The sequence below is a fragment of the Bacillus cereus group sp. BfR-BA-01382 genome (assembly GCF_022663475.1).
GTDB lineage: Bacteria > Bacillota > Bacilli > Bacillales > Bacillaceae_G > Bacillus_A > Bacillus_A thuringiensis_S.
Genome location: NZ_JAKUFQ010000040.1, coordinates 1 through 25,901, shown reverse-complemented (window position 1 = coordinate 25,901; position 25,901 = coordinate 1). Strand labels below are relative to the sequence as shown.

Genomic DNA, 25,901 nt, shown 5'->3' with positions numbered 1-25,901 from the left:
TAATAAAATAGGGTAGATTTTTAACCAATCTTTATATTAGATATGGGCTTATTATTATGCTATATTCAATGGAGCTACGATGACTAAGGTAAGTGGTATAAGTAGAAGAAAAAACTGTATAGCAAATACAAAAATGCTTTTAATTTGATACTAAAAATGGATTGAAAATAAGGAGATAGATACATAATGGAATTTTGGGAATCAAGTTTTATTGAAAAACAAACGATGTGGGGATTTGAACCTACAGAATCTGCAATTTGTACAAAAGATTTTTTCCTTGAAAAGAACGTTAAGGATATATTAGTTCCTGGTATTGGATATGGAAGAAATGCAAAGGTTTTTATCGATAATGGTATAAATGTAACAGGTATTGAGATTTCAAAAACAGCCATTAATTTAGCAATGCAAAATGGCCTAGAAGATATTAGTATCTATCACGGTTCGGTAAATGAGATGCCTTTTAATAACAAATCATATGAGGGTATATATAGTCATGCACTTCTACATTTGTTGAATAAGCAAGAGAGAGAGCAATTTATTAAAGGTTGTTATAATCAGCTAAAACCAGGTGGATATATGGTTTTCACAACTGTTTCTCAAAAAGCCCCAATGTTTGGGAAGGGGAAACAGTTGGATAAAGACTATTTCGAAATAATGGAAGGCATAAAAATGTTCTTCTATAATTCTGAATCTATAAAACGAGATTTTAATAAATATGGACTAGTACAAGTTTCCGAAATTGATGAACCAAATAAGAACATGGAGAATAAACCTTCAATAAATTTCTTAATGATAAAATGCCAGACAGAACTATAAATAAAAGTTTTTAAATATTTCTAAAGATATTTATATATTGATTATGCACAAATATAAAGGACAAGCATATAGTATAAATACCTCTTAACTTTAAGTAACCTTAACTTTCGTTAATAGGGTATCTCAAAATCCCCGAAAAGAGCACTTGCGGAAACAAGTGCTCTTTTATTTGGAATTTTAAACCATAAATATTGCATAAAATGTTAAACTTGAAAAGAGTACTTTTTTTATTTAAAACTGTAGTATATGAATGGAGTGTTATTGAATGCAAACAAGAAAAGCATATCTATATGTATTTGACACGATGTCTGATTGGGAATACGGACATTTAATTGCTGAACTTAATACAGGAAGATATTTCAAAAAAGATGTAGCGCCTTTTAAAGTAGTAACAGTTGGAATAAATAAAGAAACGATTATTTCAATGGGGGGCTTGAATATAAAGCCGGATATTTCCCTAGATGAATGTATCCTTGAGAGTAACGGTCTATTAATTTTACCTGGAGGGAATACTTGGAGTGAAGAAATACATAAACCTATTTTGAAAAAAGGTGGTGAAGCCTTAAGGCTTGGTACAATTGTGGCTGCCATTTGCGGTGCAACTATAGGTCTTGCAAATTACGGTTACTTGGATTCTATAAATCACACAAGTAATAATTTAGATTATATGAAAATGGTTTGTCCTACTTATAAAGGAGAAAATTTTTATGAAGTAGGACCTGTAGCATCCAGTGAAAATCTTATTACTGCATCGGGTGTAGCACCTCTAGAATTTGCCATGGAAGTATTAAGGAAATTAGATGTATTTGCGCCGGATACACTTCATTCATGGTATAAATTGAATGAGACTCATGAAGTGGAATATTTCTTCCAGTTAATGAATTCAATTAATAGCTGAGTAGTATTTCGAATGAAAATTATATTTTAGATAATGCGAAAACTAATAACAAAATAAAAGGTAAGGGTATTCCTATGAATATATGAGGAAATATTCTTACTTTTTATAGTGTTATTTCTGAACGACAAACGTAATGGCATTTGTTTTTAATTGAACGTGTCTTTCATTACGAACTATATTATAAGCTAATTCCTTTATTTCAACTTTTAGTTTTTTCCATTCTTTATAAATGCTTTTTAAAGCACTTATCATTTCTTCGGTTGAAAGATTAATTTCAATTAAAGCTTCTAATTCTTCATTCGTTATTGAATCAATTTCTTGTATGTTAGAGTTAATAATTAAACAATTAATACCGCCGTTTTTTGTACCTCTTTTCATAGATTGGAGTACATTTTTAAAATCTTCTTCTGATTTGACATGTTCCAAACTTGATACTGCAACGATATAGTCATAAGTATTAGATCTAATATGATAGTTTTCAATTGCTGCTTGTTCTGTTTTTATAACCTCGAATACGTCATGTTCTTTGCTATAAATTTGTAGCTTTGTTAAAGCGGAATCAAGTAAATCAACACATGTAACAGTTCCGCTAGCATTTTTAATCTTTTGTGCAATTGGAATGCTATTTCTACCGACGCCAGAGCCAAGATCAAGCACTTGTAATTTGTTTTTCTCTTCAAAGTAGTCCATTAAATCCATAACTGTTTTAACCGGCTTGTGAAGCCAAGATCCAGTTTCAAATAGTTTATATTGTTCATAGCAAAGATCGTGATATTCCTTTTCTTCTTGTCTTATGTAATCGATACGGTTCATATTGTGTCAGTTCCAATATTTTCATTACAAAATGAATAGGTGGGGCAGCCTTTAACATTTGTTTGAATTCGAAAAATACCACCAGCATGTGGATACTGTTTTAATTCGTCATCCGTCATTCTTGTTCTGGCTGTTGTAACATATAAATCAGTTAAGTTAGGCCCACCAAACGTACATGATGTTACATATAACGCAGGAATTGGAATACTTAATATTTGTTCTCCAGTAGAGGGATTCCATCTAGTTATTTTTGAACCTCCCCAATGTGCAATCCATAAACAACCTTCTTCGTCAATTGTCATACCATCAGGTAGACCGTCATTTTCAGAGAAAATGATTACATCACTTGGATTATGAATTTCTCCAGTACGTATATTATATTGATAGCGAACCACTTTTTTAGTAGGTGTATCTATAAAGTAAAGGTATGTATGATCAGGTGACCAAGCCATTCCGTTTGAAGTATTTACATGTGAAATTTTTTTCTCTACACTCAAATTATTATGTAAACAATATAAGGAACCTGCAGCATTAATACCGTATGTATCTGTAGTACCTGCCCAGAAACGACCAGCGGGATCACATTTTCCATCGTTAAAACGATTTTCTATTAAATGTTGTTCGGGGTCAAAAATATGTGTCAGTTTTTCTGTATTTACATTAATAGAATAAAAGCCGTTTTCCATAGCTAAGAGTAGTACATCCTCTAAATATGGAACAACACAGCCAATTTGTTGATTGAGAGCAATTACTCGGTTCGTATTAGCGGTAGGATTGTATATGCATAATTTTCTCTCCATAATATCAACCCAATATAAAAGTTGCTTTTTTTCATTCCAACATGGTCCTTCAGCTAAACTTGCTTTAGCATCTAAAACTAATTCTATATTACTGAACAAGATGTTCACCTCGCGTTATAAGATATTAATATAATTCGATAAGAATAGAGGTAAACCTTTTAGTCAAAGGATATTAAAATTTATAATGTAGAAAAATGACCTTCTCACAAGTGATTAAAAAAGTGTATAAACAAGGAGAGGAAAATGCATATGATGTTTTATGAAATTGTTTGCTTTTCTTGTAAGAATATATTTCGTGTTTACGAAGGTAGTGAAAAATATAAGCGATTTAAAGAGAAACCAAAAGGGGCATATTGTTGTGATGAGTGTAGCCACAAAATTCAATTAGAAGCGATAAAGAATTTTTTTAGATAATTTTACGATTTCGATTCGGAAAAGTTTGACAATAAAAGTGTTATAAATTATCATATTAAAAAACTAATATTTAAGGCATAGAAGAGAAGAGTAGTTAAGAAAGAATACGTACAGAGAGCTCTGGTAGCTGAGAAAGAGCGGTATACATCTTAACGAAAAAAGACTTGGAGCTGCGCAAAGAACTAATTTATTTAGGGATGGTGCGACGGGTTCTCCCGTTATAGAGATAGGGTATAAGCATATTTTGCCGTACCTGAAGAGGTTAGTATGGTGACATATTAACAAACTGAGGTGGTACCGCGAAGCTAACAACTCTCGTCCTCAAGATGAATAATCTTGGGGGTGAGAGTTTTTTTGTTGCATAAAACTGGAAATTAGAAAACAAAAAAATAATTGAGGTGAGTAATATATGCATTGGGCGTATGAAGTAGCACATGAATTAATTAGGAAACATCCAAATAAAGAAACGTTTGTTTGTGCATCTGGAATTAGTCCGTCAGGTTCTGTTCATATTGGGAACTTTCGTGAAATCGTAACGACTTATTTCGTAGTAAGAGCACTTCAAGATTTAGGGAAAAAGACTCGTTTTATATTTTCGTGGGATGATTATGATAGGTTTAGAAAAGTTCCAAAAAATATTGATCCATCTTTTGCAAAGTATATTGGTATGCCATACTGTGATATTCCAGATCCGTATGGATGTCATAACTCGTATGCGGAGCATTTTGAAAAAGAGTTTGAAAAATCGCTTCAAGCATTTGGAATTGAAGTAGAATTTATTTATCAACATGATGCATATAGAAGCGGAAGATATAACGAAAATATATTAGAGACCTTGTATAAACGAAAAGAAATATATGATATTTTAATGGGTTTTAAAACTGGAGAGTGTAGTGAAGAAGAGCGAGAGAGCTTTTATCCAGCTACATTATATTGTGAGAGATGCGGAAAAGATACAACAACTATTACACATTTTGATGAAGTATTAAAAACAATCCGGTATGAATGTGAATGCGGAAATGAAAAAGAGTTATCCGTATTAAATACAAATAAAATGAAACTAAATTGGAAAATCGATTGGCCGATGAGATGGATGATAGAGGAGGTTGTTTTTGAGCCGGGTGGCAGAGACCATTCAGCAGAAACGGGTAGTTATAATGTATCAAAAGAAATTGCAAGGAAAATATTCAATCGTGAAGCTCCTCATTATGTTGCTTATGATTTTATTGGAATTAAAGGCAATCATGAAAAAATGTCTAGTTCTTCAGGAAATAGTATTACACCTAGTGAGTTGTTAAAAGTGTATTTACCAGAAGTAATTCTGTTTATGTTTGCAAAATATAGACCAAACGCAGCTTTTCATATCGGTCTTGATAAAGATGTGATTCGCAATTATACAGAATATGAGCGATTGAAAGATAGTTATGAAAATAAAACGCTCAAAAATGAAGATTTACTTGATGCAATTAAACTTTCTAGAGTTACTATCGGGTTTAAAGAATATCCGAAATTTAATCAAGTAGCAGGAACGTTACCATTATTAAATTTTGATTCAACTATTTTACAGGGGATATTAAAGAAAATAGATAGGAGCTATGCATTAGATGAAATGAGAGCGGTGAGTAATCGCACAGAGTATTGGATAAGAAATTTTCAATCTGAAAAATTAATTGCGGTAAATCAAGAGAGAAATACAGAGTTTTACAACACATTGGATGAAAGACAGAAAGAATGGTTAGTAGAAGTTTGCGATCTACTTCGTTCTAACAAAGATTACTCTCACTTAATGGAGCAATTATATGCGATTTGTCATCATGAAAATAAAAAAATAATGAAAGAAAATCAAAAACAATTATTCACTATTATATATAAGCTCATTATGAATCAATCAAATGGTCCTCGTATACCATTATTAATACATGTAGTAGGCATAGAAAATTTCATCACACTATTAGATTTCTAAAACACAGTTAAAAGCAACGCAAGTACCAAAATTTCTAAGTACTTGCGTTGCAAATTTTACTATCGTGAATACATTTTCGGACATTCATCACCACTTGGTTCATAAAAACAATGGCTTTTAAACTGTCCTACAAATGGCTGATTATACCATTCAGGCGGACAAGCTCCAACTGGACGGAAATACCAAAGAGCCCATCGTGCAGGCCAGCGCCATTGACCTTGTAAAACTTTTCGTGCGATTTCTTTTTCTGATTCACGAGCGCGTTGATAAAAATATCCATATTGTACTGCTTCAAATCCGCCGGGGCTTTGATATACAGCGTCTCGTACGGTACGGAGTTGTTTAAAATCTAAGCAATCACAAAATACACGGTTTACTACAACGCATCCAACTAACTCCTCACCTTGGCGACCTTCGCCTTCAGCTTCAGCACGAATTAATCGAGCTAGTAAATCAACATCACTTTCGTTGTATGGAATAAGGGGCATAGTGATACCACCTTTCTGTTATAGTAAAGAGTGTATGTTATAAAACAATCTGCGTGCTTTTTTACATGAAAATAACATTTAATTTTAAGAGGAGCTTGTATAAAAAAAGCTAATTAGTAATAGTAGATAAATATAAAAGGGAGAGGTATTATGTATCGAATTCATAAAGACCATATCATTTACTCAATGTCACCAGAAAATAAGCCGTGTATGGAAGTAGAAATTGGGAGCAGTCTTGTATTTGAAACATATGATTGCTTTGAAAATCAAATCGATTCTGAAGATGTTGTGTTACAAGAATTAGATTGGAACCGAATTAATCCAGCGACTGGACCTGTATATGTTAAAGGAGCAGAACCTGGCGATATATTAGTCGTAACGATTGAAAAAATTGAAATTGCAGAGCAGGGCGTTTTAACTACAGGTGCAAACCTTGGTGTAATGGGTGATGAGTTAAATGAAAATACAGTGAAAATTGTCCCAATACATAATGAATATGTTTTGTTTTCAAGTGAACTACAAATCCCGATTAATCCAATGATTGGGGTAATTGGTACTGCACCGAAAGAAGAGAGCATTTCATGTGGCACACCGCATGATCACGGCGGGAATATGGACTGTAAAGAAATTAAAGAAGGAACAACACTACTACTACCAGTTAATGTCCCAGGAGCACTATTAGCATTAGGTGATTTACACGCAGCAATGGGTGATGGTGAAATTGGTGTTAGTGGTGTAGAGGTTACTGGTGAGGTAACGGTAACAGTTCAAACGATAAAAGGAAAACAATGGCCATTACCAATGGCTATTCAAAAAGAAAAATGATGACGATTGCTTCAGAGAAATTGTTAGATGATGCAGCAAATCGTGCTGTACGTAATATGGTGACATTTTTACATGAAGAATTAGCAATGTCTAAAGCTGATGCAACGCTTTTATTATCGGCAGCAGGTAATTTAAAAGTTTGCCAAGTTGTGGATCCGCTGAAAACAGCGCGTATGGAACTAGGAATGGATTATGTGGAGAAACTAGGATTTACTTTTAGTAAATTTCATATTAAATAGATAAGGGACGAAAAAGGATACTTTCGTATAAAAGCATCCTTTTTTTAATTTACTGATTTTGTGAAAAGAGGTAGTATTTATTTTATATAAGTATATTTGAGATTGTGGATTAAAAAGGAGTTCAATAATGGTCAAAATTATGATTGTAGAAGACGATATGAAAATTGCAGAACTATTATCGACACATGTTGCGAAATATGGTTATCAAGGAGTTATTGTATCGGACTTTCAAAATGTATTAAACATTTTTTTAGAAGAACAACCAGAGTTAGTTTTATTAGATATTAATTTACCGAGTTTTGATGGGTACTTTTGGTGTCGTCAAATTCGCGGAGTTTCAACATGTCCGATACTATTCATTTCGGCCCGTGAAGGCACGATGGATCAAGTTATGGCGTTAGAAAACGGTGGCGATGATTTTATTCCGAAGCCTTTTCATTATGAAGTTGTAGTGGCGAAAATTCGTAGTCATTTAAGACGTGCATATGGAGATTATGCACCGAAACTAGAAGAGCGAATGATTGAGCAACAAGGCCTTTGTTTATATCCTGAAAGGCTTGTATTGAAACTTAGAAACGACGAAATTGATATAACGAGAAACGAAGCTATTTTATTAGAGACATTAATGAAAAATTATCCGCGTGTTGTGAGTAGAGAAGTGTTACTTAATAAATTATGGGATAGTGAATCTTATGTTGATGATAATACATTAAGTGTAAATACAACACGTGTGCGTAAAAAGTTACAAACGTTACATATAGAAGGTGCGATTGAAACGATTCGTAGTGTTGGATATAGATTGCACATTACTTGGGATAATGGTATAGAAAAATGATAAGGTTGTTTATACGTGATCATATACCAGTTATTTGCTTTACCATAATTCAACTACTAGCTATATTTCTCGTATATTGGTTTGATGGGCATAATCATATTACAACGGCGTTATACGCAATGTTTCTAGGTGTTTTCTTTATGGGAAGTTATTTAGTATTTCGTTATTTTACACATCGTTCTTTTTATGAGCGCCTAGCAAACCCGATGCAATCTTTAGATGAATCTGTTCAAAAATCTGATTTTGCAGCTGTATCGGCTGCTCTTCAAGAACTACTTGAGGTGCAATATCGACATTATCAAAATCAGCTGCAAATACAAGAGAGAAAAAATAATGACCATTTAACCTTTATGAATCAGTGGATCCATCAAATGAAAACACCTTTATCTGTAATAGAATTAATTACACAGGATGAAGTAGATTCACGTTTTGAAAGTATAAATGAGGAAACAGACCGATTAAAAAAGGGATTGGAAATGGCTCTATATGTCGCACGATTAGAAGCGTTCACACAAGATTTTTATGTAGAAAGGTTACAACTACATAAAATAGTGAATGATTCGGTACATGAACATAAACGTTTCTTTATACGGAATTTTGTATATCCAGAGCTTGAAATTGATAAGGACATTACTGTAGAAAGTGATGTGAAATGGTTAAAGTTTTTAATCGGACAAATACTATCGAATGCGATTAAGTATTCATCAGGTAGTAGAGAAAAGATTAAAATGAAAGCTTGTAAGGAAGGTAATACCGTTATACTTGAAATTGCTGATAATGGCGTAGGTATACCGAAGCAAGATTTACCAAGAGTATTCAAACCTTTCTTTACAGGAGAAAACGGTAGAGATTTTAAAGAATCAACAGGAATGGGGCTATATCTTGTATATGAAATTACAAAACAATTAGGACATAGTGTGGAAATCCATTCAGAAGTTGGTAAAGGTACGGTAGTGCGAGTAATATTTTTTAATGTGTAAAAAGTAATCAAGGCTAAAGAACTTTGGAGATAAGTTTTTTAGCCTTGTTTTGTACCCTTGATAACATTGGAGAATGAAATATTCTATAGATAAGAGAGGCAAAATGAACCCAATAAGAATAAATGTAAGACTACATACATGAACCATTTTTTATAATAAAAATAGAATCTTATAGAAGTTGCGAATGATAGGAGGCTTGAAATGGATATTCGTAAAATGAAATATTTCATAACGGTGGCAGAAGAATTAAACTTTAGTCGTGCAGCAGAGCGTCTTATGATGGCACAACCGCCTTTAAGTCAAGAAATTCGAAAATTGGAAGAAGAATTAGGAGTTCAACTTTTTCACCGGACAAAAAGGATGGTTGAGCTTACCGAGGCGGGGAAAGTCTTTTTAGAAGGTGCTAGGCAAACATTACTTCAAGTAGATAGAACGATTAAAGAAACACAGCTTGCAGATGAAGGGAAAATCGGGCATTTAATCATCGGTTTTGTCGATTCTACAGAAACAGTTATAGGCATATTAAAAACATTTCGAGAACGTTTTCCAAAAATTCAGCTCATATTACGTGAGATGACAACAGACCAACAAATAAAAGCGCTTTACGAAAAACAAATTCATATTGGATTTATTCGTTCGGAGCAAAATAATGAAATATTATCTTCTGAAGTTTGTTCTGAAGAGTGTTTAAAGTTGGTTTTGCATGAAAATCACCCTTTCGTTTCGTTACCTAATATTTCAATCAAATCATTAGTGGAGGAACCATTCATTTTATTTCCTCGTCATTTCGGTACAAATTTTTATGATTTAATTATTAGTTACTTTTGGAAATATGGGGTAAGTTTAAATATTGTTCAAGAAGCAGTTCAAATGCAAACGATTGTAAACTTAGTTGCAGCTGGAATGGGGATTTCTGTCGTTCCATCCTCGGTGGAAAGCTATAAAAAATCAGGAGTGATGTATAAAGATATTCTAGAAAATACACCGGAAATAAATTTATATGCTGGATGGAGGAAGGATGAAAAGTCTGTCGTGTTAAAGAACTTTTTAACAGTTGTTAGAGAGGTTTATATGACTTCCCACAGCCCATCTTTATAGGATGGGCTGTGGGAAGTTGGCAAGGGGTGTTTATTTATAGATAAAACTTACTCATGATTCAACCTGTTTTACTAGTATCATACTCAGCGAAACCTTTTAATACACTGTCAATCTGATCCATAATTTCAGGTTGCAATTTAACACTAGAAGCAATTACATTTTCTCTTATTTGTTCCGGATTTGAAGCACCAATAATTGCAGAAGAAACAGCTGGATTTTGTAATACCCAAGCAACTGCGAGTTGAGATAAGGTAAGGTTAATTTCTTGTGCGATAGGTTTAATTTCCTGGATAGCGGTAAGCACATCATCACTCATCCAACGTTGCACGAGTTTGTCAAAAAACGGTTTTCCAGCATCGGAGTTAGCACGCGATTGATTCGGTAATGGTTTACCAGGTTGATATTTTCCTGTAAGAATACCTTGTGCAAGTGGCGACCATACGATTTGGCCAAGTCCCTCACGTTGACATGTTGGAATCACATCAGTTTCAATAACTCGCCATAACATCGAATATTGAGGTTGGCTAGCGATAAATGGAATGTTCAATTCGCGTGCAAGTGCTGCACCACGGGTAATTTGTTCTGATGTCCATTCGCTTACGCCTAAATAGAGAACCTTACCTTGTCTTACAAGATCTGAGAAAGCTAACATTGTTTCCTCAAGAGGAGTTGTTATATCAAATCTATGTGCATAATAAATATCGATATAGTCTGTCTGTAATCGTTTTAACGATGCATTACAATTTTCTATAATATGTTTTCTTGATAATCCACGATCATTTTTTCCAGGACCGGTCGGATGGCATACTTTTGTACATAGTTCTATACTTTCTCGGCGTATACCTTGCAAAGATCGGCCAAGTACTTCCTCAGCTATCGTGTCCGAATAAACATCAGCAGTATCGAACGTTGTAATTCCAACATCTAGTGCGGCTTTTACACAATCATTTGCAGTATCTTCGTTTACTTTTCCACCATGGTTTATCCAGTTCCCGTATGCGATTTTACTTACTGTTAATCCACTGTTTCCTAGTTTACTAAATTCCATTGTAGAACCACCCCTTAAAAATGATACCTTTATTATAAGAACTGAAATTTAGTATGTATAATATATGATTTATGATGAATTTATATAAAATTTATATAAGAGGGAATGCTTACAATTTTATTGCTAGGGAAAGCTAAAGCAAGTAGTACAACAAATGTGGCTGATACTTGTTCGATATGAAGTGAAGAAATAATGAATAGACCTTAAAAGAAAGCAATCTTTTTTAGCAGCACAAATAATTGCATTTACTCATACAGTACTATTATGGTACAATATGGTTACTAATGAGGGAAAGGAATGATGGGTGGACGATGATTAACTAATCTTATTTTTAAATGTTGAAATTCAATAAATTTCAATTTCTAAAAAATAGGATTAGTCTGCCCGATTTCCATACAACGGTATTGCTATTTATGTTGCGTAATAGCTTATTTGGGTGTAAATATTTTAACGACTAATCCTGCCAAATTTATTTGGGAGGATTTTTTTATTCTCCCTTAATGAAAGGGATCGGTATTATGAAAGAACTATTAAAATTAAATGATGTTTATGTTGAAATAAAAGAAAATATGTTGTTAGAGAAAATGAATGTGACAGTAAAACAAGGGGATGTTATCGGATTAATTGGTAAAAACGGTGCTGGTAAATCAACGTTACTTCAATTAATAAATGGAAAGATTGAGCCTTCAAAAGGGATTGTTGAATGGCAGCAAATGAATATGACAACCGCATATGTTGAGCAAGAAATAGAATCTTTTATTAGTAACGATGTAATTGCAAAAGAAGCAGAACTGCTTGCGAAATGGGGCGTGCCAACGAACGATTTTCATACTTTAAGTGGTGGTGAAAAGTTAAAAATTCGATTAGCAAAAGGATTTGCTAAAAATCCTAATGTCTTAATATTAGACGAACCGACAAATCATTTAGATGAAATGAGTACGGAATTTCTCATTAAACAAATAAAAAATATGAAAGGTACAGTTATCGTTGTATCGCATGATCGATATTTTTTAGATGTTGTCGCAACAAAAATATGGTCAATTGAGGACAAAAAATTAATTGACCATAGTGGTAATTATACAAGTTACATGAAAGCACGTGAGCAAAGAAGGAAGTCGCAGCAGCGAGAATATGAAAAGCAGCAAAAAAAGATAGAACAAGTAGAAACACATATAAAAGAATTAAGTTCATGGTCACAAAAGGCACACGCGCAGTCTACAAAACAAGAAAGTTTTAAAGAGTTTTATCGTGTAAAAGCGAAACGAATGGATGCGCAAGTGAAGTCAAAAAGAAAACGTCTCGAAAAAGAGCTGGAGAAAACGAAAGTAGAACGTGTGAAAGAAGAGTATTCAATTGAGTTCTCTATTCAAGCGAGTAAAAAAGTAGGAAAACGCTTTTTAGAAGTAAAGCAATTAAAAAAAGAATTTAATGGAAAAGCATTATTTGAAAACGTTAATTTTACAATTCAGCACGGTGAGAAAGTTGCAATTGTTGGACCAAACGGTAGCGGGAAAACAACATTACTGAAGATGATTATGGGAGCGGAAACTGCTGAAGGAGAAATATGGATTTCACCATCTGCAAACATCGGTTATTTAACACAAGAGGTTTTTGATTTGCCACTGGACAAAACGCCAGAAGATTTATTTTTTAAAGAGACGTTTGAAGAAAGAGGAAAAGTCCAAAATTTAATGAAACATTTAGGGTTCCAAGCTTCTCAATGGAAAGAGCCGATTGAGCATATGAGTATGGGAGAAAGAGTAAAATGTAAGCTAATGGCTTATATTTTAGATGAAAAAGATGTACTCATTTTAGATGAACCGACGAATCACTTGGATTTACCTTCACGTGAACAACTTGAAAATACATTAGCTGAGTATAACGGAACATTAATAATTGTTTCTCACGATCGATATTTTCTAGAGAAAACAACTAACATAAAACTCGTGTTTTTAAACAATACGATACAAAAGCAGCTAGAAGAACCTACTAAAACAAGAGATAATATTGAAGAGCTACGTTTAACGTTAGAAACAGAGAGACAAGAAGTATTAGGGAAATTAAGCTTTTTAACTTCTAACGACAAAGAATATAAAGAACTTGATGAACGATTTATAGAACTTACGAAGCAGATAAAGGCGTTATAACGTAAGTAAGGGGAATTAACATGGGAGAAGAGAGTTCAACTAAGTTATTTAGAATAGATTGTGGAGATATATACTTGCAAGGGTTTATGGTCAAAGATGCAGAAAGTATTTATAAAATAGCCAATCAACCGGAAATAGAAAAGTTTTTACCAGACTGGAAATCGACGAAAGAACAAAGGGTGGATTGGATTGCAAATTATGAAATACCAGCAAACAAAGCATTTCTTGAGGCAGTGAAAACTACGAATAACATAGATAATCATATGTTAAAGCTAGGAATATTTAAGGAAGCTACAAATGAATGCATTGGATGGTGCTGCACAGGCATGAAAGAAGAACTCCCTTCACCAAACAGAGAGATAATGTATGCTATCTCAAATAAACATCAAAATCATGGCTATGCTACAAAAGCGACTAAAGGCTTAATTGACTATTTGTTTAAAGAAACAAATTTAATTGTCCTTAACGCAATTACTTTAATTAACAATGTACCATCAAATAAAGTTATTAAAAAATGCGGGTTTACTTATTTGAGTGAACACAAGATAGCAAATCAACTATATAATCATTATGTATTGAGTAAATCTGAATGGATAAAAAATATTGTGCAGTAAAAGGAATTAATACGAAATCATAAAAAAGCTTAGAGCTAAAACTCTAAGCTTTTTTATATTCATTTTATCCCGCATAGGTACCTTAATCTTTATCATTCACGAATGTTTACACATTTTAGTAATAAGTAAAAAAGGGGATATTAGCTTAACATTTAGTAAAAGATTTTTTGGGCTAAATACAAATGCAGTCTTATCCAAAACGAGATTTTGGGTCTTTATGAGCTTGCCTATTATTGTATTATCAGTAGTACCTGCCATGATGTCGTTCTTTGTATCAGGAAATATTAAATCAATTTTATTATTTATATGTTGGATAAACACATTCATTTCCGCCTCAGATATTTACAATTCGTTTTTGATTGCAATGAAACCGAAGCACTCATTTTTTTTTGCAGAGGTTATTATAAAGTGAAATAGTATTTAATGGGTAACTCAAATATGCTTTAACTACATACAACAGTTAAAATATAATATTTGAAAGTAAAAAGACCGATAAAAATCGGTCTTTTCATATTAATAAAATAAAGATTAGAAAATAGCATTGTAATTCAAACCAATATGCAAATATTATAAGATAGATATGCTTTGTTTATAGATTGAAAATAGGTTTGTTATCAGTTTTTTTAGAAATCTTACAAGCGTGTAAGATAAATGAAAGATGAATCAATATGAGCTGTAAGACAATTCATTTACACTCTATAGTGAGCGGTGGAAATGAAGGGAGAATATAAATGGAAATTTTGCAGGCAAATAGTATTAGTAAAGTATATAGAGGGAAAGTACCTTTTAAAGCATTAGTAGATATTGATTTATCAATTCAAGAAGGTGAATTTGTAGGAATTATGGGCCCGTCAGGTAGTGGGAAAACAACGTTATTAAATATGGTATCTACTATTGATTCTCCATCATCGGGAGAAATATTTATTAATGGTACAAATCCTTTCCAATTATCATCAGAAGAATTAGCGTTATTCCGCAGAAAACAATTAGGATTTGTTTTCCAATCATTTAATCTTCTTAGCACACTTACTGTAAAAGAAAACATCGTATTGCCGATGACTTTAGATGGTGTTTCTGTGCAAGATATGAACAAACGAGTGGAAGAGATTGCACAGAAATTAAACATTATAGATATATTGAGTAAAAGAACGTTTGAAATATCAGGGGGACAAGCTCAAAGAACAGCAATTGCTCGTGCGATCGTTCATAAGCCGCAATTGTTACTTGCAGATGAACCAACAGGGAATTTAGACTCTAAATCTTCAAATGATGTAATGGAGATGCTTGATACTCTAAATAAAGAAGAAAAAGCAACGATGATGTTAGTTACACATGATCCGTATGCAGCGAGCTTTTGCAGCCGAGTAATCTTTATTAAAGATGGTCAACTATATAACGAAATTTATTGTGGTGAAAGTAGGCAAACTTTTTATCAAAAGATTATGGATGTCCTTTCTTTGTTAGGAGGGAAAAGGCATGACTTTTCGTCAGTTCGCATTTAATAATATTTTTCGCAATAAGCGTACATATGCTGCCCATTTTTTAAGTAGTGCATTTTCTATTATGATTTTCTTTACGTATGCTCTTTTATTATTTCATCCTGATTTACAAGGTGAGTTGAAATCGACAAGTGCAACAATAAGTGCATTTGGTACATTGGGATTTTCAGTTTCGCAAGGATTGATTTTTGTATTTTCATTTTTCTTCATTCTATATTCAGTTAGTTCGTTTTTAAAAACGCGTAAGAAAGAATTTGGTATTTTAATGATGCAAGGTATGTCAATGAGACAGCTTAAGAAATTATTATTAATTGAAAATATGTTGATTGGACTTGGTTCAATTTGTATAGGGATTTTCATTGGACTCATATTTTCTAAACTAGTCTTATTGATAAGTGCAAGTGTATTAATGATTAATAATGGTTTACCTTTTTATATACCAGTGCAGGCTGTATTATTAACAGTTATTACATTTCTTTTCTTGTTTTTAATTGTTTCATTATTTACATTTAAAATGATAAAAGTAACGGAACTTGTGGAACTTATTCGAGCAGAGGAAAAGCCAAAACCTGAACCGAAATCTTCAGTTTTATTATCGATACTTTCTTTAATTAGTATAGGGTATGGATATTTTTCAGTATTTCGCTTCATACCAAGTACCAATTTTATTACGCTTGGAATAGGTGTGCTTCTAGTAATCATAGGAACGTACTTTTTATATACACAGTGTAGCGTGTATATACTGCACCTTGCTAAAAGGAGAGAATCTTTCTTTTTAAAGAGAACAAATATATTAACATTTTCTGAATTAATTTACCGTATGAAAGATAATGCAACGATGTTTTTTATAGTATCTATTGTTTCAGCAGTTGCATTTACAGCAATTGGTACAACGGCCGCAATTGGAAATAGGGATTTGGTAAGGATGACAAATCCGTATACATTTTTGTATGGAAGTTTTGAAAATGACAAAGTATTGAATAAAAATCTTTCTATTATAAAAAAACACCTTTCTGATGCTAATATTCCGTATCGAATGGCTTCATCTTCATATATATACACAGAAAATGGCGTAAATGTAATGAAGTTAAGTGAATACAACGATCTTGCTAAAGCACTAGGCTATCAACAAGAAACAATTGAAAAAGAAGATGAAATTTTATTAATTCCTGGAGTCGTATCACAAAAACAAGAATTTAAAAATGGCGAGTATAAAAAGAATATAGAAGTCATTCAAGGTGACTGGACAAAGACATTTCATGTGAAAAAAGCTGTAGAAAATTTAGTTTTACCACATGATTCTAGAACTATTTATATCGCTGTTCAAGATCAGGTATATGATGGAATACCTCTTACTAGTGACCCAGTTAATAAAGAAATTCCATATCGTACTTACGGATTTGTTGTAGATGATTGGATAAAAACGAAAGAGATTTCAAATCAATTAAAGAGTATATTCGATAAAAATCTTAGGGACAGAGATTTCTACTTTGAAGCTTTAACATTAAACTTGTTGGAAGCAAAGCAAAAGAATGGTTTATTACTTATGGTAAGTATTTTAGTTGGAATCGTCTTCTTTACATTCGCCGCTAGTTTTATTTATTTCCGATTATATACAGATTTGGATCGCGACCAACAGCAATATAAAATGATTTCGAAAATGGGATTAAGTAAAGGTGAGTTGAAAAAAGTTGTAACGAGGCAGTTATTATTAATGTTCTTTTTACCAATTTTCGTTGCAGTGATTCATACTGTAGTTGCTTATATAGCATTACAGCAATTAGTCGATTTTTCTATCATAAATAGCTCTATCGTTATTTTAATTTCATTTATATGTATACAAGTTTTATATTTCTTTATAACCCGTTGGCGTTACCTGCAAAAGCTTTATAAGGTTATGGAGCAATAGAATTTATTAGCTTGTAAGACTACACTAAAGTATGTGGAAAAATGAACTGTATGATGAAAGGAATCGTGATGAAAAGAATATTAACTATTTTTATGTTAACTATAATACTTTTAATAAGCTTTAGTGCATGTTCTAAAAAGGACAACTCATTTCCTGCAAACGGTGTATTAATTATTGGAGATGAAAATAATATTTCACCAATTATTAATCGTTATCAGGAAATTACGGAAGAAAATGAAGTGTTTTCTGTGAAAAAAGGGGAAGTTGGAAATGGAAATGTCTTAATTTTAAATGAATCTACAGCACAAGCATTGATTAAAGAAAAACTTTTTCGAAAACAAGATAATGGCTCCAATTATATTATAGATACGTTACCGAAATTCCCAAAAGAAGGGTCACTATTATTTACAAGTGAAGACGATAAGACTATGAAAAGTATTAAAATAGGAGGGGAAGAGATTCCTGTTACATACGATAGTGATGCCTGGATAGGTAACAATCGTAAATATTCAACGGAATGGTATATGATTGTAGCAAAAAATAGTGTGTATAAAGAAATAAAGGCAAATGAAATGAAAATGCATCTTCTTCATTTGAAAAAATCTCTAGGTGACGAAAAACCTAAAATGTCGACAGATAATACATTGGTTAATGAAAATGTTAAAGTAAAAAAACTAATTAAAGGTTTGGAAGGAAAAGTATCTTTCCAGTTTGTAACGATTGGAGAAAAATCATAAAAAAAGAGTTCGAGGTTGATAGAAACTTTATCACCCCCGAACTCTTTTTAGTTTGTAGACCAATCAAATATTATGCTTTACATTACTTCATTTAATCGAGTCTCGTTTGTTTCCTCAATCGCATTTGAATTTTGAACTGAATTATTTTGGGCTTCTTTTTCTTTACGAGCCTTTTGTAGCATTTCAAGGATGATCCATAAAGGAACACCTTTATCCTTTAACATCTTCCATAAATCTAATTCATTAAATTTATGCTCAGGCTGTTTCATTTCTTTTTCAGATGAACGAATATCAAACTTGATAGGATCATTTACTTTCTTACTTTCCAGTTTAGTAGAAGAGATAGTATTATGCTCAAGAGTAGATGGAGTTATTTTAGTAGGTTGAGATAATGTATGAATATTTGATCCGATTTGCATGCTTTTTCCTCCTTTTCAAGCAATGAGATTAGTTTTCTTATGGTTTTTAAATTTTTTTAACATGAGGAAACTATATCTAATTATAAATTCAAATAAACAGATTTACAAGTTGTATTGTAAAAAGTAAATGTTCACTTGAATTAATATTTATCAACAATTGTATATGTTTTCTATATATACAACGTATATAAAATACTTTACATTATGTTTAAGTTGTTAAAACATTGTGTTAATTTTTAGAAGAAAAATGTAAACGTTTTATTAGGGGGAGAAAGTATGGGGAAGTTATTTTTAAAAATATGTTTTTTCGCATTAGTGACCTTATGTTCATTCGTAGCGAAAATATCATATGCTGAAGAGAGGCAACCAAATAATTATCCTATCATATTGGTGAATGGATTTGCTGGATGGGGTAGAGAAGAAATGCTTGGCGTAAAGTATTGGGGTGGTGTTCATGATATACAGGAAGATTTGAAACGAAATGGTTATACGGTACATACCGCAGCTGTTGGACCTGTTTCTAGTAACTGGGATCGTGCATGTGAATTGTATGCGCAAATTAGCGGTGGCACAGTAGACTATGGTGCCTCGCATGCTGAGAAACATGGACATAATCGTTTTGGCAGAACTTATAGTGGTTTTACGCCGAATTGGAGTGAAACAAATAAAGTTCATTTAGTTGGGCATAGCATGGGTGGACAAACGATTAGAACATTAGTACAGCTATTAAAAGAAGGTAGTTTTGAAGAAAAGAATTATGCGAAAAATCACCCAGACACCAAAATATCACCACTATTTGAAGGCGGAAAATCATATGTTCATAGTGTTACAACATTAGCAACCCCTCACAACGGTACAACACTTGCGGATGGTAGTCTTCTGCTGCCGTTCGTTAAAGATTTACTCATTACAGCTGCGAGCTTTGGAGGAAACAATAATTTATCTTTATATGATTTTAAATTGGATCAATGGGGTATAAAGAAGATTGCTGGAGAGTCCTTTTTCCAATATAGTAATCGTATTCTAAATAGTTCACTTTGGAAAAATACAAAAGATATAAGTCAATGGGATTTAAGTACAGATGGTGCAAAGGAGTTAAATAATTGGGTAAAGACGCAACCGGATGTTTATTACTTATCTTATAGTGGACATGCATCACAAGCAGCACCTATTACAGGTTTACATTTGCCTCATATAACGATGAATAAAGTGTTGATGGGGAATGCATTTTTCTTAGGTTCTTATGCGAGATATGAAGAAAACCGTCCGTTAGTTGATACTTCTTGGTGGCAAAATGATGGTGTAGTAAATACCAATTCTATGATTGCACCAATTTCTAATGTTGCTGTAAATAATCATGAGTCATTACAGGTTGGAAAATGGAATCATATCGAAACGAAAGCGAATTGGGATCATCTCGACATGGTAGGATTAAGTGTTTCAGACTCGTTAGGTTTTTCTAGCATTCAAGAGTTTTATAGAACAATTGCTGAAAAGCTATCACGTTTACCGAAATAAGTAATAATAAAGCGCTCTCGATGGAATTCGAGAGCGCTTTATATTATATTGAAAGAGGGGTTTGGTAGAAAAATATGGGGGGATATTATGAAGATTCAAGTTGTATTATCAGGATACGGAACAGTAGGCAGAGAGTTTATAAAATTATTAAATGAAAAGTATTCATATATATATGAAACATATGGGATTCAATTAGTTGTAAGTGGCGTATTAGGAAGAAATATTGCAATACATAATGAAGACGGCTTATCTCTTCATCATTTATTGATGTATGGTGGCGGTACCGCTGCAATTGAAAAATATTTAGAGTATCATCCGAAGGAACGTGCAACAACTAGCATAAGTGGTACTGTATTGGTAGAATCAACAGTTACAAATCTTAAAGATGGAAATCCAGGGAAACAATATATGAAACAAGCGATTGAGAAACAGATGGATATAGTAGCAATTTCAAAAGGTGCACTCGTTACAAACTGGAGAGAAATAAATGAAGCAGCAAGAGGCGTAAATGTACGAATTCGATATAGCGGTGCAACAGCCGCTGCACTACCGACGCTAGATATCGGACAATTTAGTTTAGCCGGTTGCAGTATTGAAAAAATAGAAGGAATATTAAATGGAACAACTAATTATATTCTTACGAAAATGTATGAGGAAGATATGACATTTGAAGAAGCACTGAAAGAAGCGCAAAATAAAGGAATTGCTGAGACAAACCCTATATTAGATATAAGTGGTTCAGATAGTGCGTGTAAATTGTTACTTTTGACAAACAGCTTAATGGAAACAGAGAAAACACTTACTGATATACATATAAAAGGAATCGAGCACGTTACAAAACAACAAATACAAAATGCTAAGGAACAACATAAAATTATTAAATTAATAGCATCAATATATAAGGATGAGGGTGGCAATGTGAATTTAAATGTTGAACCGTGCGAAATAGAAAAAGATCATCCGTTAGCAAAAGTAAATGGGACCGAAAAAGGAATTACGTTCTTTACAGATACGATGGGACAAGTTACTACAATTGGTGGGGCTTCTAATCCACGAGGCGCTGCAGCTGCAGCTTTAAAAGATGTAATTAACTTATATCGAAAAGACTTGTAAGACCGTACCGCCCTTTATAAAAAATACATATGTCGTGGACCTTTTGTGAATGAAATAAATATGCAAAAATGATTGCAGGGGGTAAGGAATTGTTTAAGGATTTTAAAGTTGTTAAAGATCGTCCCGTTTATATTCAATTGAAAGATTATTTGAAGAAGATGATTATGAAAGGGCACTTGCTCGGGAATCAAAAAATCCCATCAACAAGGGAACTAAGTGAATTACTAAGTGTGAGTAGAAACACTGTACTTGCTGCTTATGCAGATTTAGAGCAAGAAGGACTCATTTATGCAGTTAAAGGAAAAGGGAACTTTGTTGCGAAGGTAGATATATCTAACACTTCGTCTGTTGAAATAGATTGGAAAAATAAACTTAATACAGTGACCGCATTAGCGGATGAATTAGATTTAATGAAACATGGTGTTCGTTGGGAAAAGGGAATGATTGTTTTTAATAGTATAGCCCCGGATGAGAAGCTATTTGATGTTGAAAACTTCAAAAGAGCTTTTCTTACTCGTATGTCCATTGAAGGGGACATCGTATTGAACTACGGATATGCAAAGGGATATAAACCGTTAATGAATTATTTACTTCATTACATGGAAATGAAAGGTGTAGACATTTCGAATAAAGATATTCTAATTACAAATGGATTTACAGAAGGATTGGATATTGTACTTTCTTCTTTATCAAAAAAATCCGGTCGTGTCATTTGTGAGAATCCAACTCACCACGCTGCACTAAAGCTGTTCCGTTTACATGGACTTGAAGTTCATGGGATTGATATGAATGAGGATGGTATTGATACGAATGAAGTTGAAAAAAGCTTACGTGAAAAAGATTTTGATTTTGCTTATTTAATTCCTTCTTATCATAATCCAACCGGTATTGTTACGAGTTCAGAGAAAAGAACGGAATTGATGAGGTTATTCTCGAAATATAAGGTTCCTATTATAGAGGACGGATTTAATGAAGAATTACGTTATTCAGGTTCACATTTAGCTCCCTTATTAACTTTTGCTGGAGCTGGCAATAATGTGATTTATATTAGTAGCTTTTCAAAGGTACTTTTCCCTGGTTTACGTGTAGGTTGGATTATTGCAGATAAAGAGCTGATTCATTATTTAGAAAGCGTAAAAAGAGCAAGAACAATCCACACATCTACGTTAGATCAAGCGGTTCTATTTCAATATTTACATGAGGGGTATTTTGAGAAATATTTAAAAAAGGCAAGATCGGTTTATAAGAAAAAATATGAGTTAGCTGTCGGCGCGTGTAATCAGTTCATTCCTTTCAAAAGAATGACTGGAGATGGTGGACTTCATTTATTTATAGAGCTAGAAGAGCATATGAATGCCCGCACACTTTTACAAAAGTGTTATGAGAAAGGCGTTACGTTTTCACCTGGAGATGTTTTTTACTCTGATGGAGAAGGGGCGAACACTTTCCGATTAGGGTTTTCGCGCTTGAAAGAAGAAGAAATAGTTCGGGGAATTAAAATAATTGGTGATACATTAAAAAATGAAATTTGGAGTTGAGAAAATGAAAATCGGTGTTATTATGGGCGGGGTATCGTCTGAAAAACAAGTTTCAATTATGACAGGGAATGAAATGATTGCTCATTTAGATAAAAATAAGTATGAAATAGTCCCAATTACATTAAATGAAAAAATGGATTTAATTGAAAAAGCGAAAGACATTGACTTTGCGTTGCTCGCATTACACGGGAAATATGGAGAAGATGGGACAGTTCAAGGAACACTGGAGAGTTTAGGGATTCCTTATAGCGGAAGTAATATGTTATCTAGTAGTATATGTATGGATAAGAATATTTCGAAAAAGATTTTACGTTATGAAGGTGTAGAAACACCAGATTGGATTGAACTTACAAAAATGGAGGATCTAAAGCTTGATGAGTTAGATAAGTTAGGATTTCCATTAGTGGTAAAACCAAACTCTGGCGGATCGAGTGTCGGGGTGAAAATCGTTTACAATAAAAATGAATTGATCTCAATGCTAGAAACTGTATTTGAATGGGATTCTGAAGTAGTAATTGAGAAGTATATAAAAGGTGATGAAATTACATGTTCCATTCTGGATGGAAAACAGTTACCTATAGTTTCAATTCGACATGCAGCCGAGTTCTTTGACTACAATGCAAAATATGATGATACTAGTACAGTTGAGGAAGTTATCGAACTTCCAGCGGAAATTAATGAACGTGTAAATAAAGCGTCACTGGCTTGTTATAAAGCATTAAAATGTAGTGTTTATGCAAGAGTTGATATGATGGTGAAGGATGGAATTCCATATGTAATGGAAATTAATACATTACCAGGGATGACACAATCAAGTTTATTGCCAAAAAGTGCAGAAGCAGCGGGAATTAGTTATAGCAAACTATTAGATATGATTATTGAAACATCATTAAAAGTTAGAAAAGAAGAAGGGTTTTAAGGGGATTATATAACTAATTCTTTTGACAGTTTCACGAAGTATGCTATGATGAATACATTATAAAAACAAAATATTTATCCACTAGGGGGGCCTTTTATAGGCTGAGATCAAATGTGATTTTGAGACTCTTAGTACCTGATCTGGTTAATGCCAGCGTAGGGAAGTGGGAAAGACGTTGCTATTTAATGAGTAAATAAATACTGTCAATTTCACTTTCTTTACGCCTGTAAAGAAAGTTTTTTTATTTTACAGCTTTAATAATTGTGGATAAATACTTATATTTTATACATTATTGGAGGGATTTAAATGACTTTTTCACAATCATTACGTAAAGAAGTAGATTCAATTTGGGAAGCGAGTTTTAACCATCCTTTTGTAAAAAAACTTGGTGAAGGAACGTTAGATTTAGCTAGTTTTCGCTATTATGTGCTTCAAGATTCATATTATTTGAGTCATTTTGCTAGAGTACAAACTTTAGGAGCTGCAAAAGCTCTTGAATTAGAGACGACAGCTCGTATGGCACATCATGCTCAAAATACATATGAGGCCGAGTTATCTTTACATGAGAATTTTGCTAAAAAGCTAGGGATAACAAAAGAAGAAAAAGATAATTTTATTCCTGCGCCAACTGCATATGCGTATACTTCACATATGTATCGTGCTGCGTATGAAGGGCATTTAGGAGATATCATTGCAGCAATTTTACCTTGCTATTGGTTGTATTACGAAATTGGGGAACGTTTAAAAGAATGTCAGCCGGAAGAGCCAATTTATAACGAATGGATTTCTGCTTATGGATCTGATTGGTTCCGTACGCTAGTTGAAGAACAAATTACACGGTTAGATACTATTGCTGAAAAAGTAACAGAGGCAGACCGCAAGCGTATGAAACAGCATTTTATTATTAGCAGTCAATATGAATATTCATTTTGGGAAATGGCTTATACATTAGAAAAGTGGCCAGTGGATACAGACGTAAAAGACGTAATTGGATAAAGAATAGAAGTAATGTTAGAGATAGGTATGGATCATACCTATCTCTATATTTTTTCTTGTCAAATTTGCGTAAAGTCATTAGTGCTACGGATATGGTGAAATAGAATATCGATAATTTAGCTCATTTAATTGTCTACGCATTAACTGGATAAACTTCTGTCACATTTATTTTACAATTAAAGAACGTAAATGTTGGTGGTATGAAGTTAAATAAGAAAAGAAACCCGAGCTGTTAGCTGTAACGGAGTTGTTTTTTCTTTGCAGGAATTTCTAAGTTAACATGAAGTGCTGTTCATACAATATGCAAATTTGCATATTGTATTTTTTTGAGTTCTTTGTGTGTTAAAATCAAATATAGAGATATGTAAATATAAAGAAGCAAAAGCAGGAATATCCAATGAATTTTGAGAGGTGTTATATGTTTACAAATAAGAAATTAATTCGATTTGGTTTATCGTTGTTTGTATTTTTAGGGATAATTAATTTTACAATCAGCTATTTCCAAACATATCTTGAAACAGCAGCAGATATTAAATGGGTAATTCCAGAAATTTGGAAAACTATTTTACTAGATGTTCCTCAAGGTATACTTGTTCTTTTAGGCGCAATTGCATTATATGATTTCACAAAAGAGGCATCACAAAAAGACGCATCAATCTAAGTGTGTCTTTTTTCAATTAGAAATTTCATAGAGAGCTTTGCTGGAGAAATAGAATAAAAAGCCCTAATTAGGGCTTTTTTCTTTATAGGAATTTCTTAACCGTCATAGAAACCGGTTACTTAGAGGTGTTATAGCAAAGGCATTTACAGTACAAGAAAATCTAAGTGATATATGGAAATATATAGGATTTGTCCGCGTGATTATTGAGAAATTAATTGAGCTTAGTAAGTATGAAGATATGACGCTAGAATTTATATTTTATAATTTCTATTTATAAAAATGAGCCCATAGTAAAAATAGGTATATGAACAAGGTGCATCATCTAGTGATAAGTCATACTTTGTTGGTGTACGTATTGAACTTAGTTTATAGCGCTATTTCTACTTAGATGTAACGAACAGAAATATAGGGAAGCATCAATGAGGTTGTATTTTATAAACGGAGGTTATGAAAATGAATCAGTTTCAACAAGAAATACAAGCGTTAAGCCTTAATGATTACCGATCTGGAAATATTGTCTATTGGGACCAGCAAAATCAATATCCATATTACTATATTGAAGATGCTGCTCGTCGCTGTGGGGGTTGTGGTCGCTGTGGCGGTTGTGGCGGAGG

The 25,901-nt window shown here is 32.9% G+C and carries 24 protein-coding genes, 2 pseudogenes, 1 riboswitch and 1 other annotated feature; of the genes and pseudogenes, 21 read left to right on the top strand and 5 right to left on the bottom strand.

The genetic code is table 11. The features are described from left to right. The first annotated feature begins 186 nt into the window (after window positions 1–186). Both MR160_RS17080 and MR160_RS17075 read left to right on the top strand, forming a co-directional pair. Window positions 187–816, top strand: a complete 630-nt coding sequence (locus tag MR160_RS17080; RefSeq protein WP_242297795.1) for a class I SAM-dependent methyltransferase — start codon at window positions 187–189, stop codon at window positions 814–816. Window positions 817–1,081: 265 nt separating this feature from the next. Further along, a complete protein-coding gene (locus MR160_RS17075; protein ID WP_242297793.1) occupies window positions 1,082–1,714 on the top strand; it encodes a type 1 glutamine amidotransferase family protein in 633 nt (210 codons plus the stop codon). A 111-nt stretch (window positions 1,715–1,825) separates the two neighbouring features. On the opposite strand, the gene MR160_RS17070 is transcribed toward MR160_RS17075, so the two are convergent. Continuing rightward, complete coding sequence (locus MR160_RS17070; RefSeq protein WP_001079445.1) at window positions 1,826–2,527, bottom strand: class I SAM-dependent methyltransferase; 702 nt, start codon at window positions 2,525–2,527, stop codon at window positions 1,826–1,828. Then, window positions 2,524–3,426 (bottom strand): SMP-30/gluconolactonase/LRE family protein, encoded by a 903-nt coding sequence (locus MR160_RS17065; protein WP_000492426.1) that lies wholly within the window; start codon window positions 3,424–3,426, stop codon window positions 2,524–2,526. The genes MR160_RS17070 and MR160_RS17065 overlap by 4 nt, the downstream gene beginning before the upstream one ends. A gap of 144 nt (window positions 3,427–3,570) precedes the next feature. Between MR160_RS17065 and MR160_RS17060 the strand changes: the two genes are divergently transcribed. Together MR160_RS17060 and lysS are read left to right on the top strand one after the other, a co-directional pair. Further along, the gene (locus MR160_RS17060; protein ID WP_000551042.1) at window positions 3,571–3,741 is read left to right on the top strand and encodes a DUF2197 domain-containing protein; all 171 of its coding nucleotides are present in this window, start codon (window positions 3,571–3,573) and stop codon (window positions 3,739–3,741) included. 69 nt (window positions 3,742–3,810) lie between these two features. Further along, window positions 3,811–4,067 (top strand) — a binding site (T-box leader). Window positions 4,068–4,150: 83 nt separating this feature from the next. Further along, window positions 4,151–5,704: a lysine--tRNA ligase gene (gene lysS, locus MR160_RS17055; protein ID WP_044784342.1), complete on the top strand. Its 1,554-nt coding sequence runs from the start codon at window positions 4,151–4,153 to the stop codon at window positions 5,702–5,704. A gap of 59 nt (window positions 5,705–5,763) precedes the next feature. Here the strand turns inward: lysS and MR160_RS17050 are convergent, their stop codons facing one another. Beyond that, a complete protein-coding gene (locus MR160_RS17050) occupies window positions 5,764–6,192 on the bottom strand; it encodes a cell wall hydrolase (protein ID WP_001128402.1) in 429 nt (142 codons plus the stop codon). 150 nt (window positions 6,193–6,342) lie between these two features. On the opposite strand from MR160_RS17050, the pseudogene MR160_RS17045 reads away from it, so the two are divergent. The 4 genes and pseudogenes from MR160_RS17045 (at window position 6,343) to MR160_RS17030 (ending at window position 10,169) form a co-directional block, all read left to right on the top strand. Next, a pseudogene (locus tag MR160_RS17045) lies at window positions 6,343–7,256 on the top strand (acetamidase/formamidase family protein). Between the two features lie 127 nt (window positions 7,257–7,383). Further along, on the top strand, window positions 7,384–8,091 hold the full coding sequence (locus MR160_RS17040) for a response regulator transcription factor (protein WP_000238995.1): 708 nt from the start codon (window positions 7,384–7,386) through the stop codon (window positions 8,089–8,091). Beyond that, window positions 8,088–9,071 (top strand): sensor histidine kinase, encoded by a 984-nt coding sequence (locus MR160_RS17035; RefSeq protein ID WP_025989039.1) that lies wholly within the window; start codon window positions 8,088–8,090, stop codon window positions 9,069–9,071. Before MR160_RS17040 ends, MR160_RS17035 begins: the two co-directional genes overlap by 4 nt. Window positions 9,072–9,272: 201 nt before the next feature. Continuing rightward, entirely contained in the window at window positions 9,273–10,169 is an 897-nt protein-coding gene (locus MR160_RS17030; RefSeq protein ID WP_000354655.1) for a LysR substrate-binding domain-containing protein, read from the top strand. A gap of 58 nt (window positions 10,170–10,227) precedes the next feature. Here the strand turns inward: MR160_RS17030 and MR160_RS17025 are convergent, their stop codons facing one another. After that, window positions 10,228–11,217 carry an aldo/keto reductase family protein gene (locus MR160_RS17025; RefSeq protein ID WP_000395976.1) on the bottom strand — a complete coding sequence of 330 codons (990 nt, stop codon included), beginning with the start codon at window positions 11,215–11,217 and terminating at the stop codon, window positions 10,228–10,230. Window positions 11,218–11,735: 518 nt separating this feature from the next. Here MR160_RS17025 and abc-f point away from each other — a divergent pair. The 6 genes and pseudogenes from abc-f to MR160_RS16995 all read left to right on the top strand — a co-directional run bounded on the left by abc-f (window position 11,736) and on the right by MR160_RS16995 (window position 18,123). After that, window positions 11,736–13,364 (top strand): ribosomal protection-like ABC-F family protein, encoded by a 1,629-nt coding sequence (gene abc-f / locus MR160_RS17020; protein WP_002082721.1) that lies wholly within the window; start codon window positions 11,736–11,738, stop codon window positions 13,362–13,364. A gap of 20 nt (window positions 13,365–13,384) precedes the next feature. After that, window positions 13,385–13,978, top strand: a complete 594-nt coding sequence (locus MR160_RS17015; RefSeq protein WP_000503550.1) for a GNAT family N-acetyltransferase — start codon at window positions 13,385–13,387, stop codon at window positions 13,976–13,978. A 55-nt stretch (window positions 13,979–14,033) separates the two neighbouring features. Further along, window positions 14,034–14,395: pseudogene (locus tag MR160_RS17010) on the top strand (DUF3267 domain-containing protein); the annotation flags it as partial. 314 nt (window positions 14,396–14,709) lie between these two features. Beyond that, entirely contained in the window at window positions 14,710–15,480 is a 771-nt protein-coding gene (locus MR160_RS17005; RefSeq protein ID WP_000404444.1) for an ABC transporter ATP-binding protein, read from the top strand. Continuing rightward, window positions 15,455–17,386 carry an ABC transporter permease gene (locus MR160_RS17000; RefSeq protein WP_000144146.1) on the top strand — a complete coding sequence of 644 codons (1,932 nt, stop codon included), beginning with the start codon at window positions 15,455–15,457 and terminating at the stop codon, window positions 17,384–17,386. The genes MR160_RS17005 and MR160_RS17000 overlap by 26 nt, the downstream gene beginning before the upstream one ends. Window positions 17,387–17,439: 53 nt before the next feature. Then, window positions 17,440–18,123: a lipoprotein BA_5634 family protein gene (locus MR160_RS16995; RefSeq protein ID WP_231130553.1), complete on the top strand. Its 684-nt coding sequence runs from the start codon at window positions 17,440–17,442 to the stop codon at window positions 18,121–18,123. Window positions 18,124–18,200: 77 nt separating this feature from the next. Here the strand turns inward: MR160_RS16995 and MR160_RS16990 are convergent, their stop codons facing one another. Next, the gene (locus MR160_RS16990; RefSeq protein WP_001165517.1) at window positions 18,201–18,542 is read right to left on the bottom strand and encodes a DUF3914 domain-containing protein; all 342 of its coding nucleotides are present in this window, start codon (window positions 18,540–18,542) and stop codon (window positions 18,201–18,203) included. A 276-nt stretch (window positions 18,543–18,818) separates the two neighbouring features. Here MR160_RS16990 and MR160_RS16985 point away from each other — a divergent pair, with 276 nt between their 5' ends. The 7 genes from MR160_RS16985 to MR160_RS16955 all read left to right on the top strand — a co-directional run. After that, window positions 18,819–20,060, top strand: coding sequence for an esterase/lipase family protein (locus tag MR160_RS16985; protein WP_000517058.1), 1,242 nt, complete (start codon window positions 18,819–18,821; stop codon window positions 20,058–20,060). Window positions 20,061–20,147: 87 nt separating this feature from the next. Beyond that, window positions 20,148–21,173: a homoserine dehydrogenase gene (locus tag MR160_RS16980; RefSeq protein ID WP_000701766.1), complete on the top strand. Its 1,026-nt coding sequence runs from the start codon at window positions 20,148–20,150 to the stop codon at window positions 21,171–21,173. A gap of 89 nt (window positions 21,174–21,262) precedes the next feature. Beyond that, window positions 21,263–22,711: a MocR-like pyridoxine biosynthesis transcription factor PdxR gene (pdxR, locus tag MR160_RS16975; protein ID WP_000471637.1), complete on the top strand. Its 1,449-nt coding sequence runs from the start codon at window positions 21,263–21,265 to the stop codon at window positions 22,709–22,711. 4 nt (window positions 22,712–22,715) lie between these two features. After that, window positions 22,716–23,630, top strand: a complete 915-nt coding sequence (locus tag MR160_RS16970; protein WP_002082718.1) for a D-alanine--D-alanine ligase — start codon at window positions 22,716–22,718, stop codon at window positions 23,628–23,630. A 73-nt stretch (window positions 23,631–23,703) separates the two neighbouring features. Continuing rightward, a riboswitch (TPP riboswitch) is annotated at window positions 23,704–23,809 on the top strand. A 127-nt stretch (window positions 23,810–23,936) separates the two neighbouring features. Then, window positions 23,937–24,626 (top strand): thiaminase II, encoded by a 690-nt coding sequence (gene tenA / locus MR160_RS16965; protein WP_000144509.1) that lies wholly within the window; start codon window positions 23,937–23,939, stop codon window positions 24,624–24,626. A 397-nt stretch (window positions 24,627–25,023) separates the two neighbouring features. Continuing rightward, a complete protein-coding gene (locus MR160_RS16960) occupies window positions 25,024–25,287 on the top strand; it encodes a DUF3937 domain-containing protein (RefSeq protein WP_002082716.1) in 264 nt (87 codons plus the stop codon). A gap of 453 nt (window positions 25,288–25,740) precedes the next feature. Further along, a partial coding sequence (locus MR160_RS16955) for a heterocycloanthracin/sonorensin family bacteriocin (protein WP_242297804.1) occupies window positions 25,741–25,901 on the top strand: 161 nt, incomplete at its 3' end.